The organism is Pseudomonas sp. AM14(2022) (genome assembly GCF_036346455.1).
Lineage (GTDB): Bacteria > Pseudomonadota > Gammaproteobacteria > Pseudomonadales > Pseudomonadaceae > Aquipseudomonas > Aquipseudomonas putida_A.
On the sequence record NZ_JAOTNY010000006.1, the window covers coordinates 254,911 to 273,141 of the forward strand.

Here is an 18,231-nt window from a genome sequence, read left to right on the forward strand (position 1 = left end):
TTTAAAGATGCTGACAAGGATAAAAACATGACCGCACACGACACTGCCAAAGCGCCAATCATCACTGAAATGCAGGTGATTCCCGTGGCCGGCCACGACGGCATGCTGCTCAACCTGAGCGGCGCCCACGGGCCGTTTTTCACCCGCAATATCGTCATTCTCAAGGACAACGCCGGCCACACTGGCGTCGGTGAAGTGCCCGGTGGCGAGCGCATCCGCCAGACACTGGAGGACGCCCGCAGCCTGGTGCTCGGCAGCACAATCGGCAACTATCAGAAGATCCTCAATCAGGTGCGCCAGACCTTCGCCGAACGTGATGCCGGCGGCCGTGGTCTGCAGACGTTCGACCTGCGCATCACCATCCACGCGGTCACCGGACTCGAAGCCGCCCTGCTCGACCTGCTCGGGCAACACCTCGACGTACCGGTCGCGGCGCTGCTCGGCGAAGGCCAGCAACGCGATCAAGTGAAGATGCTCGGTTATCTGTTTTATGTCGGTGATCAACGCGAGACCAACCTCGCCTACCGCAGCGAACCGGACGCCGATAACGACTGGTTCCGCGTGCGTCACGAGAAGGCCATGAGCGCCGAAGCGGTGGTGCGCCTGGCTGAAGCGGCCCAGGCGAAATACGGTTTCCAGGACTTCAAACTCAAGGGCGGCGTGCTCAGTGGCGACGCGGAAATCGAAGCGGTGACGGCACTGGCCGAACGCTTTCCCGAGGCGCGTATCACGCTTGATCCGAACGGCGCCTGGTCACTGAAAGAAGCGATCCGCCTGTGCCGCGATCAACATAAGGTGCTGGCTTACGCCGAAGACCCGTGCGGTGCGGAAAACGGTTACTCGGGGCGCGAAGTCATGGCCGAGTTCCGCCGCGCAACCGGACTGAAGACGGCGACCAACATGATCGCCACCGACTGGCGCGAGATGGGCCACGCCATTCAGTTGCAGTCGGTGGACATTCCGTTGGCCGACCCGCACTTCTGGACCATGCAAGGCTCGGTACGTGTCGCGCAGTTGTGCCATGAGTGGGGCCTGACCTGGGGCTCACACTCCAACAATCACTTCGATATCTCGCTGGCGATGTTCACCCATGTCGCGGCGGCGGCACCGGGCGACATCACCGCCATCGACACGCACTGGATCTGGCAGGACGGCCAGCGTCTGACCAAGGCTCCGCTGCAAATTGTCGACGGTTGCGTGCAAGTGCCGCAGAAACCGGGGCTGGGGGTGGAGCTGGACATGGATCAGCTGGCCAAGGCCCACGAACTGTACAAAGGCATGGGTCTCGGCGCGCGGGATGACAGCGTGGCGATGCAGTTTTTGATACCGGGGTGGACGTTCGATAACAAGCGGCCGTGTCTGGTGCGCTGAATTCTGATCTGCAGTCCACCACTGTCCCCTGTGGGAGCGGGCTTGCTCGCGAAGGCGGCGTGTCAATCGATATTTGAGTTGACTGACACGCCGCCTTCGCGAGCAAGCCCGCTCCCACAGGGGGGATTTGTGTCAGGCAGAGATTTGTACCAGCCACTGCTTGAACGCCGTCATCGCCGCCGTCTCCGGCCGTGACTGCAAGCGCGTCAGCCAATAACTGCCGGTGGTGATTTCAATCGCAAACGGCTGACGAATCACGTCCGCCGCCAGTTGCCGGGCGAACATCAGCGGCGGTGCCAACGCTACCCCGCTGCCCTGCAGCGCGGCCTCCATCATCGCCAGCGACGAATCGAAGACAATGCTCTGCGGCGGCGCCGCGTGGGTCGCCAGGCCGGCGGCGTGAAACCACTCCGGCCATTCATCGGTGCGATAGGAACGCAGCAAGCGCTGTTGCAGCAGATCGCCCGGGGTATGCAACTGCCGGGCAATTTCCGGCACGCACAGCACCGACAATGGCGCATCGAGCAGGCGCGTGGCCTCGATGCCGTGCCACGCTCCGGCGCCAAAACGAATCGCGTAATCCAGCCCCTCGGCGGCGACGTCGACCCGGTTGTTGTGAGTCGACAGTCGCAAATCTATGAGCGGATGTTTCGCCTGGAAGTCTGCCAGCCGTGGCAGCAGCCAACCAACCGCGAAGGTTCCGACGGCACCCACGGTCAACATTTCCCGATACTGACCGCCGGCCAGTCGCTCGAGCATCTGCGCGATATGATCGAACGACGTGGTCAAAACCGGCAACAGGGTCTCCCCTTCACTGGTCAGCATCAGCCCGCGGGGCAGGCGTTTGAACAGGGTGACGTTGAGTTGCGCTTCGAGGCTTTTCACCTGATGGCTCACCGCCGCTTGAGTCACGCATAACTCCACGGCGGCACGGGTAAAGCTCAGATGCCGCGCCGAAGCTTCGAACGCGCGCAGTGCATTGAGCGGCAATTGAGGTCGAATCATGCCCAGTCCCAAATTTTTCTAATGGCTCATCCGAAATATCATCGTTTGTCGACGAGTGCCAGACTGCCTAAATTGTCGGCGCTGATCAGCTGCCCAACAACAAAATCGCCCGCAGTGTAGCGGGATATCACCCTCAACACTCATGGAGAGTGGTTCACTCATGTCCTTCATCACCCCGAGAAAATTCATTTCCTGCAGCGCTTTCGGCCTGTTTTTCGGCGCCACCGCGTGCATGGCCGCCACACCCGGCGACGAGCAACTGCAAGCGCTGGTGAACAAAGCCGTCACCCCGGTGATGCAGCAGCAGAACATCCCCGGCCTCGCCGTCGCCATCACCATCAACGGCCAACCGCATTACTTTAATTACGGCTTCGCTGCCAAGGACACGGGGCAGAAAGTCAGCGAAAACACCCTGTTCGAAATCGGCTCGGTGAGCAAAACCTTCGCCGCGACCCTGGCCGGCTATGCGCAGGCGACGGGCAAACTGGACCTGTCGACCAAGGCCAGCCAACTCTGGCCGGAACTGAAAGGTAGCGCTTTCGACAACATCAGCGTGCTGCAACTGGGCACCTACAGCGCCGGCGGCCTGCCGCTGCAATTCCCTGGCCAGTGGGATTCGGCGGAGAAGATGCTCGGCTACTACCAACAGTGGAAACCGGGCTTCCCGGCCGGTAGCCAGCGCCTGTATTCCAACCCGAGCCTGGGCCTGTTCGGTTATCTGGCCGCCAAGACCCTCGGTCAGTCATATGATCAGGCGATAAGCGAAACCCTGCTGCCGAAACTCGGCCTGCAACACACTTACCTGCAGGTGCCGAAAGCACAAATGAGCCTGTACGCGCAGGGCTACGACAAAAACAACCAACCGGTGCGCGTCACCCCGGGCGCCATGGATTCAGAAGCCTACGGCGTGAAAACCAGCGCCGCCGACATGCTGCGTTACGTGCAGGCCAACCTGAAACCGGCAAGCCTTGAAACTCCGCTGCAACAAGCCATCGCCAACACCCACACCGGTTATTACAGCGTCGGCGAAATGACCCAGGGCCTGGGTTGGGAAATGTACCGTTACCCGATCAGCCTCGACCGCTTGCTGGCCGGCAACAGCACGGAAATGGCCATGCGGCCGCACAAGGTGCAGTGGCTGACCCCGCCACAACCGCAGGCGGAAAATGTGCTGATCAACAAGACCGGCTCTACCGGTGGATTTGGGACCTACGTGGCGTTTGTGCCGTCGAAGGATGTCGGCGTGGTGATTCTGGCGAACAAGAACTTCCCGATTCCGGAGCGGGTGAAGATTGCTCACACGATCTTCAGCGCTTTAGTCGACTGAAAATCAAATGATCGCAGCCTTCGGCAGCTCCTACACCGATCCCATGTAGGAGCTGCCGCAGGCTGCGATCTTTTTGGGCGGGCAATAAAAATGGGCGACCTGCAGAGGTCGCCCATTTTTTTGATTCAGGCCATGCCATCAGTCATCCGGCATTTCCGGTGGCTTGCTCGGTTTCGCCGGTTTGCTCGCCTTGGCGCCCTTCTCGCCTTTCTTGCCTGCCGGTTCGGCGACGGAGGCCTTGGTTTCAGCGACCGTCGGTGCGCTGATTTCCTTTTCGCTGGCCGGCAGCGCGTCAACCGTGTCGAAGATTTTCTTCAGGTCCACCGATTTCGCTTCATCGCCCGAGGCCGAGAGTTTGGTCTCGCCGTCCTTGCCCAGCAGGAATACTTTCGGGTACGCGCCGGCACCGAGTTTCAGCGACCGCAGCAAAGCCATGGTGTCTTGCTGGCCGAGATCCTTGCCGTCGAGTTGTCCGGCCATATTGAGGATGGTGTAGACCTTGATGTTGCGGTCGGCGACGCCCTTCTTGTTCGCCGGATCTTCCAGCGACTTTTTCAACCCCACCCACACCGGGTCGACGGTGCTTTGGGCGATCACGATCAACGGTCGGGCCCGTCCCATATCCCCGGCTATGGGCGAGTCATTGTCAGCGGCGAACAAGGGGCCGGCAATCGCCAGCAAGAGTGTCAGGGTCAGTGACCTGATGAGCATGCGCATCTCCTTTTGATATCCACGCTCTAATGATTGCGCATCGCGGCGATTGTTCCGGGGTCGTGCCCGGCAAATATGTTTCGCCTTGTCAGAAGCTTAGGTCAGCCACGTCATTGCGCAACTGCATCGGCATAATCGTGACCCGGATTTGATTACCTTTTATCAGCGCATTAGGGTGGTCGTTCTGCCCACGAAATGGAGTTCAACCCATGCACATCGACTACCTGTGCGATCACCCGCATTTGATTGAGGAACTGGCCGAACTCAATTTCAAGGAATGGGGCGAATTCCGTGACGGCGACACCCTTGCAGCCCGCACCGAGCGGATGCGCGCGGCCTGCGGCAAGGGTGCGGTTCCCAGCGTGGTGGTGGCCATTGAAGACGGCAGATTGCTCGGTGGCGCGCTGCTGATCGACAGCGACATGAAGATCCGTCCCGAGCTGACGCCATGGCTGGCCGGGGTTTATGTGAAGGCCGAAGAGCGTGGACGCGGGGTTGCTTCGCAACTGGTCAATCGGATTGTCGAAGAAGCCAGGGCGTTGGGCGTACAGACGTTGTATCTGTACACCGATGCGGCGCAAGCACTGTATGCGGGGTTGGGTTGGGAGGTGGTCGAGGATCTGGTCTACGAGGATTTGCCGGTGACCGTCATGAAATTCAACATCCTTCATACCCCAGCGTAGGAGCTGCCGCAGGCTGCGATCTTTTGATCTTGATCGTAAAAACGAAGATCAAAAGATCGCAACCTGCGGCAGTTCCTACATCAGAACGCCAGTTTATAGCCGATCAACAGCAGCATGGTCGCCAGGCACGGGCGCAGCAATTCATCGGAAATGCGCCCGGTCAGGTGGCTGCCGAGCCAGATGCCTGGCAACGAACCCATGAGCAGAAAGCCCAACACGCCCCAGTCCATGTTGCCCATGCTCGCGTGGCCCAGACCGGCAACCAGGGTCAACGGCACGGCGTGGGCGATTTCGGTGCCGACCAGGCGCCGGGTTGGCAGCAGCGGATAGAGGATGAACAACGCGACCGTGCCGAGGGCGCCGGCGCCGATCGAGGTTAGGGCAACCATGGTGCCGAGGATCAGCCCGGTGATCACTGTCATCACATTCAGGCGCGCGCCGCTCGGGTTGTAGTTGCCGCCCGCGCGTTTGTGGGCGAATTCGAGCAGGCGCTTCTTGAACAGAATCGCCAGCGCCGTGGCGAACAGCACGAAGCCCAAGGCCTGTTTGATGATCGCGTTCATCGCCTCGGGCGCGGTGTGCAGGGTGCTGAGAAACCACAGGGTCATGGCGACTGCCGGCACGCTGCCGAGGGTCAGCCAGCCGGTGATGGCCCAGTCGATGTTGTTGTTCTTTTTGTGCACCAGCACGCCACTGGATTTGGTAATGGCCGCGTATAACAGGTCAGTGCCCACCGCGGTTGCCGGGTTGATACCGAACCACAGCAGGATCGGCGTCATCAACGAACCGCCGCCGACACCGGTCATGCCGACAATAAAACCCACCACCAGCCCGGCAATCACCAGGCCGAAATTTGCCAATTCCATTAAGACGTCCAGAAAAAACGACAGGAAAAATCTGGCCCGCAGCATAGCGATTTTTCATATAACCACATATATCGATGCGGTCTATCGTTATGCCTTTGTTCAAATCCACATCATCTCTACTGTAGGAGTGAGCCTGCTCGCGATAGCGTTTTATCAGACACGAATGATTTGTCTGCGGAGACGCTATCGCGAGCAGGCTCACTCCTACAAAGTCATGCGGTGACGCGCCGGCCCGGTTTGAAACTGTGATGCCGGTTGATCCACACCGTCGCCAGCGCGATCAGCGACAGGATCAACAACGCCCATGGAAACGACATCGCGCCCGCCCGATCCAGCAGCAACCCGCCAAACAGACCGCCGCCAGCAATCGCCACGTTCCAGGAGGTGGTGAGCATCGCTTGCACCACGTCCACATGCTCGCCGGCCGAATCCGCCGCCGCCGTCAGCAGCAACGTCGCCGAGCCACCAAACGACAGGCCCCACACGGCCATGCAGGTGTAGATCAGCCACGGCGACGGAGATATCAGCGCCAGCACCAGTGCGGTCACGGCAAACACCGCGAGGCTGATCAGCGTCAGCCAGCGCAACCAGCGATCCACCAGCAGGCCGATGATCCAGATCCCCACCAGCGAACACAGGCCGAACACCAGCAGCACCAGATCGACGCGCTCGGCCAGCCCGGCCTGCATCAGGAACGGCGCAATGTAGGTGTAGAGAATGTTGTGCCCGAGCATCCAGGTCAGCACCACGAACAGCACCGGCCGTACGCCCGGCAGACGCAGAGATTGCAGCAACGGCAGGCGTTCGGCGCTGGCCTGGCCCGGACGGTCCGGCACCGCCAGCACAATCCACGCCGCCAGCACCAACGCCAGCGCCGACATGATCCCGAATGAGGCGCGCCAGCCGATCAGGTTGCCCAGCCAGGTTCCCGCCGGGGTGCCCAGCGACAGCGCCACCGGGGTGCCGAGCATGGCGATTGCCAGTGCCCGCCCCTGCTGGTGCACCGGCACGATGCCACGGGCGTAACCGGCCATGATTCCCCACGACAGCCCTGCCGCCATCCCGGCGAGAAACCGCGAGGCCAGGGTCAAGCCGTAATGGCTGGAGAACGTGGTCACCGTGTTGAACACCAGGAACCCGCCAACCGTCATCAACAGCACCCGCCGCCGTGGCCAGCCCCGGGTGGCGACGGTCAGCGGAATCGCCGCGACAATCGAGCCCAGCGCATACAGCGTCACCAGTTGCCCGGCGAGCACTTCGCTGACCCCAAGCCCGGCGCCGATCTGCGGCAGCAGCCCGGCCGGCAGGGTCTCGGTGAGGATGGCGATGAAGCCGGTCATGGCGAAGGCCAGCAACGCGGCATAGGGCAGTTTTTCTGCACGGGTGGCGCGGTCGATACGGTTGAAGTCGGTGCTTGCGGAGTCGGTCATGACAGGTGCAGCTCCCTTTGGATCAATAGTAGCGATGGATTGTATACAAAAATCCCATGCACAATTTGATCAATGTGGGAGCGAGACTGCTCGCGAATGCGGTGGATCTATCAGAGATTCAGCGCCTGGCAGATCGCTTTCGCGAGCAGGCTCGCTCCCATGGATCTCCGCACTTACTGCACCGGAAGGAAATTCAGGAACAGCAGGCTCTGCGCGTAGTTCAGGCCGATGCGCCGGTAGCGCTCATCAAGCATCTGCGCCAGCAAGTCGAGCCGCGCGACGATCTTGCCGAACTCGGTGGCGAAACTCAGGTTGCTGCCCTCCTCCGAGATTTCATTGGAGAACAGCAGCGGCTGGCCTTCCTTGTTCTGGCGCTGGGCCAGAATCCACGTGGCTTTCTCGATGTTGCGCGCGGCGTTGTGGACGAAGGTCGGGTTGATTGCATCGGTCATGTAGAACTCGATGCGATTGCCGTGGGCGGTGACCAGCATGCTGCCGATGGCATAGATGAAGGCGCCGACCCGATCCCCGAGAAACTCCGGACTCATCGCATAGCTGAGCGCCGCCAGATCTTTGCGCCCGCCCAACACCGGTAACGGTTGCTGCTGCTCGACGGCAAGGCGCACCTGTTTCACCGCCGTGTTGATGTCGAGGAAGCCCGACTTGCGCAGTTCTTCCGGGTTGCGCAAATACAGCTTGCCCATCAGGCGATAAAGGCTGTTGAGGTTGTCGCGCATCGCCAACGTGGCCATGCGATCGACGCTGGTCTGCAGGAATTCCTGCGGTTGACCGTCACGCATCTGAGCGATGAAACCGTTGCCGGTCTGGTGCGTGCAACCGCTGACAAACAGCGATGACAGACAGGCCAGCAGCAGGCACGGGCGGCGGAAAAATTGGGCGATCGGGTGAAAAACTCTCGGCATGAATTCTCGAACGGGCACATTCCTGTGCGGCGGGCGTCGCCGCATCCTGGCCATGGATAGAGCCGCCGAATCCGGAAAAGTGCAGCGCTGGCAAGATTTCCCGACCTTCGGCAACTATTTAGTATGACTTTATATTTGCACTAAACCTTTAACCGGCTATAAATTCTGACTCAACCCACAATTAGCATGACTATTACCCTGTTTTGAAAACAACAACAAAAAGGAAGGTCAACCATGCTTCAATCACGTCACCTGCTCTCCGGCCTCGGACTGTCCCTGATGATCGCCACCCTCTCCGCCAACGCGGCCGGCCTCAGCGCCGAACACAAAGCCTTCGGCAAAACCAACGACGGCACGCCCGTCGAGCAATACATCCTGCGCAACAGCCACGGCATGCAGGCGACCGTCATCACCTACGGCGCCACCCTGCAATCGCTGCTGGTGCCGGACAAACACGGCAAAGCAGCCGATGTGGTGCTCGGTTTCGACGATGTCCAGGGTTACCAGAAAGGCACAGCGTATTTCGGCGCGACCATCGGCCGTTTCGGCAATCGCCTCGCGGACGGCGCGTTCGAACTCGACGGCAAGCGCTATCAGGTGCCGCAGAACGACAAGTCCAACGCCTTGCATGGCGGTACTCAGGGTTTCGACAAGAAGGTCTGGAAAGCGCAGGAAACCAAGGACAAGGATTCCGTCGGCGTGACCCTCACCTATCTGTCGGCAGACGGTGAAATGGGCTTCCCCGGCAATCTCACAACGCAGGTGACCTATCGCCTGACCGACAGCAACGAGTTGCGCATCGACTATAAGGCCAGCACCGATAAACCGACCGTGCTCAACCTGACCAACCACAGCTACTTCAACCTCGCCGGTGCCGGCAATGGCGACATCCTCAAGCAGGTGGCCACCTTGCACGCCAGCCATTACACCCCGGTCACCGGCAAACTGATCCCGACCGGCGAACTGGCGCCAGTGGCCGGCACACCAATGGACTTCACCAAACCCACCGCCATTGGTACGCACATCAAGGCCGATCACCCACAGCTGAAATTCGCCGAGCCGAAACAGGGCGGCTTCGATTTCAACTGGGTGCTGGATACCAAAGGTGATGTGAGCAAAGTCGCCGCCGAGGTCAGCGATCCGCAGTCAGGGCGGCATTTGCAGTTGTTCACCAGCGAGCCGGGTGTGCAGTTCTACACCAGCAACTTCCTTGATGGCACGGTCAAGGGCAAGGGTGGCAAGGTCTATCCGCACTGGGGCGCGTTTACCCTGGAGACCCAGCACTATCCGGATGCGCCGAATCAGCCGGACTTCCCGAGCACGCGTCTCGATCCGGGGCAGACTTACAACCACAGCGTAGTCCTGAAGTTCTCCGCTAAGTAACACCGGTCTTGTGGTGAGGGGATTTATCCCCGATGGATTGCGCAGCAACCCTGCTTCTTGGGGGCGCTACGCGCCCATCGGGGATAAATCCCCTCGCCACAGGTTCATCGACCTCCATTGGAACCCCTGCGCTATCCTGCTGCCCACTAAGGTATGACCATCAGCACAGGAGGTTTGAATGCGTACCCTTGAACTGGCAGGCGTGCAGGTTCCAGTGATTGGCCAGGGCACCTGGCGCATGGGCGAAGACCGTTCGGCGCACCCGCGTGAAGTGTCCGCGCTGCGACAAGGTATCGAGTTGGGCATGACCCTTATCGACACCGCAGAAATGTACGCCGAGGGCGGTGCCGAAAGCGTGGTCGGCGAAGCCATTGCCGGTCTGCGCGACCAGGTGTTTCTGGTGAGCAAGGTCTACCCGCACAACGCCAGCCGCACAGGCATCCCCCAAGCCTGCGAGCGCAGCCTGCGCCGGCTCGACACCGATTACATCGACCTCTATCTGCTGCATTGGCGCGGCCAGTATCCGCTGGATGAAACCGTCGAAGCGTTCGAACGCCTGCGCGAGGACGGCAAGATCGGCCGCTGGGGCGTGTCGAATTTCGATGTCGATGACCTCGAAGAACTGGCCAACCCGGCCTGCGCCACCAATCAGGTGCTGTACAACCTGGAAGAGCGCGGCGTCGAATTCGACTTGCTGCCCTGGTGCCAACAACAGCGTATGCCGTTGATGGCGTACTGCCCGATCGGCCAGGGCGGCGCGATGCTGGCAGAACCGGTACTGAACAAGATTGCCGCTCGTCACAACGTGACCCCGGCACAGGTTTCACTGGCGTGGATTCTGCGTCAGGATGGTGTGATTGCGATTCCCAAGGCTGTGCGACCGGAACACGTGCAACTCAATGCACAAGCGGCGCAGTTGCAACTGGATGCCGGGGATCTGGCGGCGCTGGATCAGGTATTCAAAGCGCCACAACGCAAGCAGCGGCTGGCGATGGTCTGAGTCGCTGGCCGTTGGCGAGGGCTTCGTCATGAGAAGCACTGATCAGTACGACCCGTTCAATCTGCAGCGTTTCGTCCAGGCGCAGGACCCGGTTTTCGAACGGGTCCAGCGTGAACTCGACGAGGGGCGCAAGCGTAGCCACTGGATGTGGTTTGTGTTCCCGCAGTTCGCCGGGCTGGGCGGCAGCGAAATGTCCCGGCGCTTCGCCATTCAATCCGCCGACGAGGCGCGGGCCTATCTGGCCCACGACCTGCTCGGTGCGCGGCTGCGCACCTGCACGCAGCTGGTACTGAACATCCGTCAGCGCTCGATTGCCGAGATTTTCGGCCACCCCGACGACCTGAAATTCCACTCCTCGATGACCCTGTTTGCGCAGTTCAGCGCCGAAGATTGCCCGTTCGCTCAGGCGCTGGAGCGCTACTTCCACGGCATCCTCGATGAATGGACCCTGCAACTGCTGGACTCAAAACAGGCCCAGTTGTCCCCCGATCAGGGTTGAGAAATCGTCATCGACGAACGGCAGAATCGCGTCCGCCACCGGTTGCAGCTGGCGGGTGATGTAATGGTCGTAGTCGATCGCCGCGCGGCGCACTTCCAGCGGTTCCGGCCCGGCCAGGGTGATCACGTAACTGATCCAGCCGCCGTTCTGGTATTGCCGCGGGCGCCCGTGCTGCGCGTTGTAATCGTCGGCCAGCCGCGCTGCACGCACATGCGGCGGCACGTTGCGTTCGTAGTCGTCGAGGGTGCGGCGCAGGCGCTTGCGGTAGACCAGTCGTTCATCGAACTCGCCGGCCAGAGTCTTGCGCACGTAATCGCGCACGTAATCCTGATACGGCTTGCGCTGGAAGATCCGCTCGTAGAGTTCCTGCTGGAACTGCCGAGCCAGCAGCGACCAGTCGGTGCGCACGGTTTCCAGGCCCTTGTAGACCATTTCGTCACTGCCATCGGCGCGGGTAACGAGGCCGGCGTAGCGCTTTTTGCTGCCCTCCTCGGCACCGCGAATGGTCGGCATCAGAAAGCGTTTGTAGTGGGTCTCGTACTGCAATTCGAGGGCGCTTTGCAGGCCGTATTCCTTACGCACGTGCTCGCGCCACCAGTCGTTGACGTGCTTGACCAGCGCCTGACCGATCTGCGCTGCTTCCTCCAGCCCGTGCGCGCGACGCAGCCAGACGAAGGTCGAGTCGGTGTCGCCATAGATCACCGCGTGGCCCTGCGCTTCGATCAACTGACGAGTGCGCAGCATGATCTCGTGGCCGCGCAGGGTAATCGACGACGCCAGCCGCGTATCGAAAAACCGGCAGCCGCTGGAACCGAGCACGCCGTAGAAGGCGTTCATGATGATCTTCAGCGCTTGCGACAACGGCGCGTTGTGCTCGCGCTTGGCGGTCTCGCGGCCCTCGGCGACCCGCGCGACAATCGACGGCAGGCAATGCCGGGTGCGCGAAAACCGTGCGCCGCGAAACCCCGGCACCGAATCGGCATCGTCCGGGTGTTGCAGGCCTTCGATCAGTCCCACCGGGTCAATCAGAAAAGTGCGGATGATCGACGGATACAGGCTCTTGTAATCCAGCACCAGCACCGACTCGTACAGCCCCGGCTGTGAGTCCATGACGAAGCCGCCGGGGCTGGCCTGTGGCGGATTGGTGCCCAGGTTCGGCGCAACGAAACCCTGGCGGTGCATCAGCGGCATGTACAAATGGGTAAACGCCGCTACCGAGCCGCCGCTGCGATCCGCCGGCAGGCCGGTAACGCTGGCGCGTTCGAGGAGAAACGTCAGCAGTTCGGTCTTGGCGAAGATCCGCGTCACCAGCTCGCAGTCCCTGAGGTTGTACTTGGCCAGCGCCGGTTTGTCCTCGGCGAACATGCGGTTGATTTCGTCCATGCGCTGGTACGGGTTATCGATCGCCTTGCCCTCGCCGAGCAGGGTCTGCGCGACGTTTTCCAGGCTGAACGAGGGGAAACTCCAGGTCGCCGAACGCAGCGATTCGATGCCGTCGATGATCAAGCGCCCCGCTGCCGAGGCAAAGTAGTGCGTGCGGCTGCCGTGTTCGCGCCACTGCATCTCTTCACCGCCACGGCCGATTTTCAACGGCACACCGAGGCGTCGCGCGTGTTCGTGAAGGATGCGCAGGTCGAACTGCACGACGTTCCAGCCGATGATCGCGTCGGGGTCGTGGAGGGCGAACCAGTCGTTGAGCTTTTTCAGGATCAGCGTGCGTGAGTCGCAGTATTCGAGGTCGAAGTCGACGATGCTGGCGTCACCGTTGGGCGCGCCGAGCATGTACACCTGACGCTGGCCGCAACCTTCGAGGGCAATGGAATACAGCTCGCCGGTTTCGGTGGTTTCGATATCCAGCGAGACCAGCCGTAGTTTGGGGCGATATTTAGGGTCGGGTTTCAGTTGGGCGTTGAGCAGCACGCCATCGGCGTCGGCGCTACCGCCGAACAGCACCGGTGCAGTGATGAAGCGCTCCATCAGGTAGCGCTCGGGCGGACGCACGTCGGCTTCGAAGACATCGACACCGGCGCGGGACAGCGCGGTTTCCAGGCGCATCAACTGGCCGTGTTGCTGGCAATACAGGCCCAGCACCGGGCGATGTTCGAAGTCCTGCAGGGCCAGCGGGCGCAGTTCGACGTTCTTTTCGTCGTGCAGCAGGCGTTCGGCCGCTTCACGCTGTTCGGCGGGGATAAACGCCACTGACGTTTGCGGCGCCAGGCGCACACGGCGCGGCCCGGCGTCGGTCGCCAGCCAGAATTCGACTTCGGTGCCGGCCGGGGTATCGCGCCAATGCCGGGTCAGGACGAAGCCCTGCTGTAAATCCACCACTGCAACCTCAGGAATTGAATCAGAGGGGCATTCTACGCGGCATCGTCCGAGATAACCCCATCCCCTGTGGCGAGGGAGCTTGCTCCCGCTCGGCTGCGCAGCAGTCGCAAAACCAGGCAAATCGGTGTATCAGGCAAACCGAATTCTCAGGGTTTGGGCCTGCTACGCAGTCCAGCGGGAGCAAGCTCCCTCGCCACAGGGTTAGAGCAAAGGCGGAAAAACCGCCAAATGACGTTTTTTGCGTGCTATCTGCCGCTTTGCCACCTTGCCCTGCGCGCAAGGGTCTACGATGCTTGAAGAACAACGACAACACCTGAGTAACCGCCATGAAGACCGTCGCCCAACTGCTCAAACTCAAAGTCCAGGAAAATCAGAAAGTGCACACCATCTCGCCTGACGACATGGTTCTGCAAGCCTTGATGGACATGGCCGCCAAGAACGTCGGCGCATTGCTCGTGGTGAAAAAGACCAAAACTTTGCTGAATGCCGAGGAGATAACCGAGGACGTCAAGACAGGTAAACAATTCGAAGAAGTGGAAGAAGTCGTAGGCATCATCAGTGAGCGTGATTACGCGCGCAAACTGGTACTCAAAGGTCGTTCGTCCGTGGGTACACCAGTGAGTGAGATCATGGTCAAGGACGTCATCACCGTGGACACCCACCAGACCGTCGACACCTGCCTGGGCATCATGTCCGACAAACGCCTGCGCCACTTGCCGGTGGTGGAGAACGGCAAGCTGATCGGTCTGCTGTCGATCGGCGACTTGGTGAAAGAGGCGATTGCCGAACAAGCGGAGCTGATCAAGCAGTTGGAGCAGTACATTCGCGGGGAATAATCTCCTTTCGCCCATGCACCGCCTCCCCTGTGGGAGCGGGCTTGCTCGCGAATGCGGTGTATCAGTCGAAAAATCTCTGACTGGCAAACCGCATTCGCGAGCAAGCCCGCTCCCACATTGGTTAACAGGGTGTTCAGGACGGCCAATGCCGGGCGAAGACCGGTGCCAGCACCGGGTGCCGGTCGATGCGCTGCAACCACGCATAAAACCCCGGACGGCTCTGGCGCAAGTACTCGCGGCTGCCCGCCCAACGCGTCACCACGGCCGCCAGCACGTCCAGCGCGCCGGGCGTTTCGTCGTCCAGGTACAACTCGGCGGAAAACTGATCGGCAAACACTTCCCAGCTCCAGTGCAGGCGCTCACGTGCGCCGGCCATCAGGTTCTGCCGTGAGGCTTCGTCCGGCATCACCAGCCAGCGCTCGGGGTAATCGATGACGCCGATGGCTGCATAGCAATTGCTGGCGATGTAGACCATGCCGCGAATCGCCTGATCGCGATCAGCCGCCTTGGCCGGCAACAGACCGGACTCGGGAAAACTCAGGCCCAGATGAATCAGAATCGCCACACTCTCGGTGATCGCACTGCCATCGGGCAATTGCAGGGTCGGCACCTGCTTCAGTGGATTGAGGCGCGCCAGTGCCTCGGCGGCTTCGCTTGAGGCTTCGATATCGATAAAGCGATAGGCGATCTGGCATAACTCCAGCGCCGCCTCGATGGCTGCGGCACCTGAATTGCGATGTCCGTACAGTTGATACATGCCCCCTCCTCGATCTCGACAGATCTGTGTAGCCCTATTTATAGCGGGTGTATCCGCTTTGGCACGTTTTTCCCATGCATTGGCGACTTGCGAATTCAAACCTCGCAAAACAGCGCTGGCGGTGCCCATCCCGCACCAAGAGCAATCATCGAACGCTATCCGCGTTCTTGTAAGGTGCGATACCGAACCAAAAGTTCGCGTATCCGAGCTGGCAACAAGGAGTTCACCGCGTGAATCTTCAAACGCTCTGCCGCATCAGCCTCTGCTTGCTTGTTTATCAACAACGCCGAGTTCATTCGAACAGTCCCGGCGGCCAGTGCCTCTACTTTATTACCTGACTCCATGACCACACACCGTGATTGGCGATGACGCTTCGCTGACAACGGCGTGTTATTTATTTTTTAAATACAACTGCAAAAATTCCTGCACCAGCGCCGTATTAATGAACGCAGGCTGGATTGTCGGACAATAACTTTCAGCGACTTTGCAAGTGCACCAAAACGGCTCCAGTGAGTTGAATTATTCAGCACTGGAAACAGTGATTTCATTTAAAAAAGAACAAGGAACATACGCCGTGACCCGCTAAAACACAGACCCGCACCAAATCAGTCCGCCGCGCACCAGCAAGTGCCCGGGCCGTTAGCCAAGCCGCCGCTCTATCCCGCCGATCAGCGTGATACCGCGTAGAGCCTGACTCGCCTCTGAAAAAACTCCACTCAATGGAGTTTCGGGAAACTGTTGGCCGGAGAAATACACGACAAAGGCAAAACTTATATAAATGCGACATGGGTAACACTGATGAAATAAGACCTATACATTTCGGCAACATCTGGCACAGCGGTTGCTACATGCAAAAAGCACAAGCATGAGACACCAACACTGATCTCAAGCGATAGAAGAACAACCAGGGAATGGCTAATGAACACTCGAAGTCGATGGCTCTAAGCCAGTAACTGTAAGCAAGCCCTGTTCTATAGATAGTTCAACTATCGGCCTGCGTACACCTTGAAAAAAGTTACACCCACCCACTCGAACATCACCCCAATGTTCGGACGGCACCTTATTGCCCTTCATCAACCCGAGGGAGCTTTAATGAACGATGCGGTAAAGCACAGAACCCTGCCGGGGTCGTTACGGGAAGCGCCAATCCCGCTGTCACCGGACAGGCCAGCCTTCACGGCCAATACCTCGCAACCCGGCGGGTTGAACAAACAGCAAATGCTGTTGCTGGTGGCGGTATCGGCGCTGATACACGGCGGCGCCTGGTGGTTTTTCCAGCAGACCCGGCCCGAGCCACTGCCGACTCCGCCGCAGATTCCGGAAATGACCGTCGAGCTGAGCAGCCCCACGCCGCCGGCACCGCCCACACCGGAACCGCCGCCCCCACCGCCACCGCCGCCCCCTCCGGAACCTGAACAACCGGTGGAAGACGAAGACGCGGTCAAGCCACCGCCAAAACCGGTAGAGAAACCCAAGCCGATCGAAAAACCGAAACCGGTCGAGAAGCCCAAACCGGTGAAGAAAGTCGAGCCGCCGAAAGCTCCGCCCGCCCCGGCACAACCGGCCGCTCCCGCTGCGCCGGCGACACCGAGCGCGCCACCGGCCCCGGCCGCAGCGCCTGCCCCGGTCAAGGAATCGGCAGCGATTTCCGGTCTCGCCAGCCTTGGCAACCCGCCGCCGGAATACCCGTCGCTGGCGCTGCGGCGCAATTGGGAAGGCAGCGTGGTGCTGCGCATTCAGGTGCTGGCCAACGGTCGCGCCGGCTCGGTGACAGTGACCAAGTCCAGCGGCAAGCCGCAACTGGATGACGCCGCCGTCGCGGCGGTAAAGAACTGGAAGTTCATTCCGGCCAAACGCGGTGACACGCCGATTGACGGCTTCGCCACCCAGACCATCGATTTCAAATTGCCGCAATAACGGCACAACCCAACGAACTCACAACCGACTTAATGCAAGCGAGGTGTAGCGATGAACCATTCACTGTCTTCGATGATTGTCCCCGGTGTGCTCTGGGGCCTGGTGCTGTTTTCCGTGGTCAGCTGGGCGATCCTGCTGGTCAAGTCGGCGCAATACCTGCGCCAGAAAGCCCAGAACAAACAGTTCAGCAAAGCCTTCTGGGGCGCGCCGGATCTGCTCACCGCTGCCGAACACGCCAGCCAGTATCCGGGCTCGCTGGCACGCATCGCCAGCAGCGGTTTCGAAGCCTTGCTGGTGGAAGAATCGCCGCGTACCACGCAACAACTGGCGCACACCATCAACCGTTCCGATCGCCTGGAGCGCAACCTGCGCCAGCAGATTCAGAAGGAACGCCGCTCGCTGGAAAACGGTCAGGCGATTCTCGCCAGTATCGGCAGCACCGCGCCGTTCATTGGCCTGTTCGGTACCGTGTGGGGAATCATGGAAGCCCTGCAAAGCATCGGCGAAACCGGCTCGGCCAGCCTTGAAGCGGTCGCCGGCCCCATCGGTCATGCACTGATCGCCACTGGCGTGGGGATCGCCGTCGCGGTCCCGGCAGTGCTGATTTACAACTTCTTCCTGCGCCGCCTGAAACTCGCCTCGGCGGACATGGATGACTTCGCCCACGATTTCGATGCGTTGGCCTCACGCAGCGCGTTCTCCATCAGCCGCCAGGCCATCGCCAGCAAAACCACAGCCGCCGTGCGGGAGGCCAGCTGATGTCCTTTTCTACCCAAGACAGCGATGAAGTGCTCAGCGAAATGAACGTCACGCCGCTGGTGGATGTGATGCTCGTGCTGCTGGTGGTGTTCATCGTCACCGCGCCGCTGATGACCAATGCGATCAAGGTCAATTTGCCGAAAACCGACGCCGTCGCTCCCGCCGAAAAGAAAGACCCAGTGGTGGTCAGCGTCGATCAGGACGGCAAGTTCTACCTGGCGAAAACCGAACTGGCGCCGGAATCGCTGGAAGCCAGCCTCAAGGAGGTCAAGGCCAAGGACGCCGAAGTACGCGTACAGTTGCAGGCCGACGCCAACGTCAACTACGGCCAGGTGGCCAAGGCCATGGCATCCATCGAACGCTCGGGCATCAGCAAGATTTCGGTGATGACCACCCACTGAGTGCGGTGCCGGGCGCACCTTGAGAAGCGCGCCCG

Annotated in this window: 16 protein-coding genes and 2 pseudogenes; 11 read left to right on the top strand and 7 right to left on the bottom strand. The window is 60.4% G+C overall.

Translation table 11 applies throughout. From position 1 onward, the window contains the following. Positions 1–27: 27 nt before the first annotated feature. Complete coding sequence (gene gudD, locus V3W27_RS14900; protein ID WP_103369512.1) at positions 28–1,371, top strand: glucarate dehydratase; 1,344 nt, start codon at positions 28–30, stop codon at positions 1,369–1,371. 132 nt (positions 1,372–1,503) lie between these two features. Here gudD and V3W27_RS14905 read toward each other — a convergent pair whose 3' ends face one another. After that, positions 1,504–2,376, bottom strand: coding sequence for a LysR family transcriptional regulator (locus V3W27_RS14905; RefSeq protein ID WP_103369780.1), 873 nt, complete (start codon positions 2,374–2,376; stop codon positions 1,504–1,506). A gap of 160 nt (positions 2,377–2,536) precedes the next feature. Here V3W27_RS14905 and ampC point away from each other — a divergent pair, with 160 nt between their 5' ends. Then, positions 2,537–3,703, top strand: a complete 1,167-nt coding sequence (gene ampC, locus V3W27_RS14910; RefSeq protein ID WP_330206927.1) for a class C beta-lactamase — start codon at positions 2,537–2,539, stop codon at positions 3,701–3,703. A 138-nt stretch (positions 3,704–3,841) separates the two neighbouring features. On the opposite strand, the gene V3W27_RS14915 is transcribed toward ampC, so the two are convergent. Then, a complete protein-coding gene (locus tag V3W27_RS14915; protein WP_330206928.1) occupies positions 3,842–4,414 on the bottom strand; it encodes a DUF4174 domain-containing protein in 573 nt (190 codons plus the stop codon). A gap of 209 nt (positions 4,415–4,623) precedes the next feature. Between V3W27_RS14915 and V3W27_RS14920 the strand changes: the two genes are divergently transcribed. Further along, positions 4,624–5,097 (top strand): GNAT family N-acetyltransferase, encoded by a 474-nt coding sequence (locus V3W27_RS14920; RefSeq protein WP_330206929.1) that lies wholly within the window; start codon positions 4,624–4,626, stop codon positions 5,095–5,097. Between the two features lie 80 nt (positions 5,098–5,177). On the opposite strand, the gene V3W27_RS14925 is transcribed toward V3W27_RS14920, so the two are convergent. The 3 genes from V3W27_RS14925 to V3W27_RS14935 form a co-directional block, all read right to left on the bottom strand. Next, a complete protein-coding gene (locus V3W27_RS14925; RefSeq protein WP_064586898.1) occupies positions 5,178–5,963 on the bottom strand; it encodes a sulfite exporter TauE/SafE family protein in 786 nt (261 codons plus the stop codon). Positions 5,964–6,175: 212 nt separating this feature from the next. After that, complete coding sequence (locus V3W27_RS14930) at positions 6,176–7,393, bottom strand: MFS transporter (protein ID WP_330206930.1); 1,218 nt, start codon at positions 7,391–7,393, stop codon at positions 6,176–6,178. Positions 7,394–7,566: 173 nt separating this feature from the next. Then, a complete protein-coding gene (locus tag V3W27_RS14935) occupies positions 7,567–8,316 on the bottom strand; it encodes a hypothetical protein (RefSeq protein ID WP_330206931.1) in 750 nt (249 codons plus the stop codon). A 234-nt stretch (positions 8,317–8,550) separates the two neighbouring features. Between V3W27_RS14935 and V3W27_RS14940 the strand changes: the two genes are divergently transcribed. From V3W27_RS14940 to V3W27_RS14950, 3 genes are all read left to right on the top strand, one after another. After that, complete coding sequence (locus V3W27_RS14940) at positions 8,551–9,699, top strand: aldose epimerase family protein (protein ID WP_097087765.1); 1,149 nt, start codon at positions 8,551–8,553, stop codon at positions 9,697–9,699. A 178-nt stretch (positions 9,700–9,877) separates the two neighbouring features. After that, positions 9,878–10,699 carry an aldo/keto reductase gene (locus tag V3W27_RS14945; RefSeq protein ID WP_225138374.1) on the top strand — a complete coding sequence of 274 codons (822 nt, stop codon included), beginning with the start codon at positions 9,878–9,880 and terminating at the stop codon, positions 10,697–10,699. A gap of 28 nt (positions 10,700–10,727) precedes the next feature. Then, entirely contained in the window at positions 10,728–11,198 is a 471-nt protein-coding gene (locus V3W27_RS14950) for a DUF1810 domain-containing protein (RefSeq protein ID WP_007966638.1), read from the top strand. Here the strand turns inward: V3W27_RS14950 and V3W27_RS14955 are convergent. Continuing rightward, positions 11,163–13,523 (bottom strand): DNA polymerase II, encoded by a 2,361-nt coding sequence (locus V3W27_RS14955; protein ID WP_330206932.1) that lies wholly within the window; start codon positions 13,521–13,523, stop codon positions 11,163–11,165. The genes V3W27_RS14950 and V3W27_RS14955 overlap by 36 nt on opposite strands. A 329-nt stretch (positions 13,524–13,852) precedes the next feature. On the opposite strand from V3W27_RS14955, the pseudogene V3W27_RS28210 reads away from it, so the two are divergent. Further along, positions 13,853–13,987 (top strand): annotated as a pseudogene (locus V3W27_RS28210) (CBS domain-containing protein); the annotation flags it as partial. 84 nt (positions 13,988–14,071) lie between these two features. Further along, a pseudogene (locus V3W27_RS28215) lies at positions 14,072–14,362 on the top strand (CBS domain-containing protein); the annotation flags it as partial. Between the two features lie 133 nt (positions 14,363–14,495). Here V3W27_RS28215 and V3W27_RS14965 read toward each other — a convergent pair. Then, a complete protein-coding gene (locus V3W27_RS14965; RefSeq protein WP_103369787.1) occupies positions 14,496–15,119 on the bottom strand; it encodes a glutathione S-transferase N-terminal domain-containing protein in 624 nt (207 codons plus the stop codon). A gap of 1,092 nt (positions 15,120–16,211) precedes the next feature. On the opposite strand from V3W27_RS14965, the gene V3W27_RS14970 reads away from it, so the two are divergent. The 3 genes from V3W27_RS14970 to V3W27_RS14980 are packed head-to-tail and all read left to right on the top strand — an operon-like array spanning position 16,212 to position 18,196. Beyond that, a complete protein-coding gene (locus tag V3W27_RS14970) occupies positions 16,212–17,036 on the top strand; it encodes an energy transducer TonB (protein ID WP_027613873.1) in 825 nt (274 codons plus the stop codon). A gap of 51 nt (positions 17,037–17,087) precedes the next feature. Beyond that, on the top strand, positions 17,088–17,795 hold the full coding sequence (locus V3W27_RS14975) for a MotA/TolQ/ExbB proton channel family protein (RefSeq protein WP_247268277.1): 708 nt from the start codon (positions 17,088–17,090) through the stop codon (positions 17,793–17,795). Next, positions 17,795–18,196 carry an ExbD/TolR family protein gene (locus V3W27_RS14980; protein ID WP_003223575.1) on the top strand — a complete coding sequence of 134 codons (402 nt, stop codon included), beginning with the start codon at positions 17,795–17,797 and terminating at the stop codon, positions 18,194–18,196. Before V3W27_RS14975 ends, V3W27_RS14980 begins: the two co-directional genes overlap by 1 nt. Positions 18,197–18,231: the final 35 nt, after the last annotated feature.

What these genes read in the sequence shown, in the direction of transcription:
- gudD (WP_103369512.1), top strand. Translation starts at nt 28, where the DNA reads ATGACCGCACACGACACTGCCAAAGCGCCAATCATCACTGAAATGCAG.
- V3W27_RS14905 (WP_103369780.1), bottom strand. Translation starts at nt 2,376, where the DNA reads ATGATTCGACCTCAATTGCCGCTCAATGCACTGCGCGCGTTCGAAGCT.
- ampC (WP_330206927.1), top strand. Translation starts at nt 2,537, where the DNA reads ATGTCCTTCATCACCCCGAGAAAATTCATTTCCTGCAGCGCTTTCGGC.
- V3W27_RS14915 (WP_330206928.1), bottom strand. Translation starts at nt 4,414, where the DNA reads ATGCTCATCAGGTCACTGACCCTGACACTCTTGCTGGCGATTGCCGGC.
- V3W27_RS14920 (WP_330206929.1), top strand. Translation starts at nt 4,624, where the DNA reads ATGCACATCGACTACCTGTGCGATCACCCGCATTTGATTGAGGAACTG.
- V3W27_RS14925 (WP_064586898.1), bottom strand. Translation starts at nt 5,963, where the DNA reads ATGGAATTGGCAAATTTCGGCCTGGTGATTGCCGGGCTGGTGGTGGGT.
- V3W27_RS14930 (WP_330206930.1), bottom strand. Translation starts at nt 7,393, where the DNA reads ATGACCGACTCCGCAAGCACCGACTTCAACCGTATCGACCGCGCCACC.
- V3W27_RS14935 (WP_330206931.1), bottom strand. Translation starts at nt 8,316, where the DNA reads ATGCCGAGAGTTTTTCACCCGATCGCCCAATTTTTCCGCCGCCCGTGC.
- V3W27_RS14940 (WP_097087765.1), top strand. Translation starts at nt 8,551, where the DNA reads ATGCTTCAATCACGTCACCTGCTCTCCGGCCTCGGACTGTCCCTGATG.
- V3W27_RS14945 (WP_225138374.1), top strand. Translation starts at nt 9,878, where the DNA reads ATGCGTACCCTTGAACTGGCAGGCGTGCAGGTTCCAGTGATTGGCCAG.
- V3W27_RS14950 (WP_007966638.1), top strand. Translation starts at nt 10,728, where the DNA reads ATGAGAAGCACTGATCAGTACGACCCGTTCAATCTGCAGCGTTTCGTC.
- V3W27_RS14965 (WP_103369787.1), bottom strand. Translation starts at nt 15,119, where the DNA reads ATGTATCAACTGTACGGACATCGCAATTCAGGTGCCGCAGCCATCGAG.
- V3W27_RS14970 (WP_027613873.1), top strand. Translation starts at nt 16,212, where the DNA reads ATGAACGATGCGGTAAAGCACAGAACCCTGCCGGGGTCGTTACGGGAA.
- V3W27_RS14975 (WP_247268277.1), top strand. Translation starts at nt 17,088, where the DNA reads ATGAACCATTCACTGTCTTCGATGATTGTCCCCGGTGTGCTCTGGGGC.
- V3W27_RS14980 (WP_003223575.1), top strand. Translation starts at nt 17,795, where the DNA reads ATGTCCTTTTCTACCCAAGACAGCGATGAAGTGCTCAGCGAAATGAAC.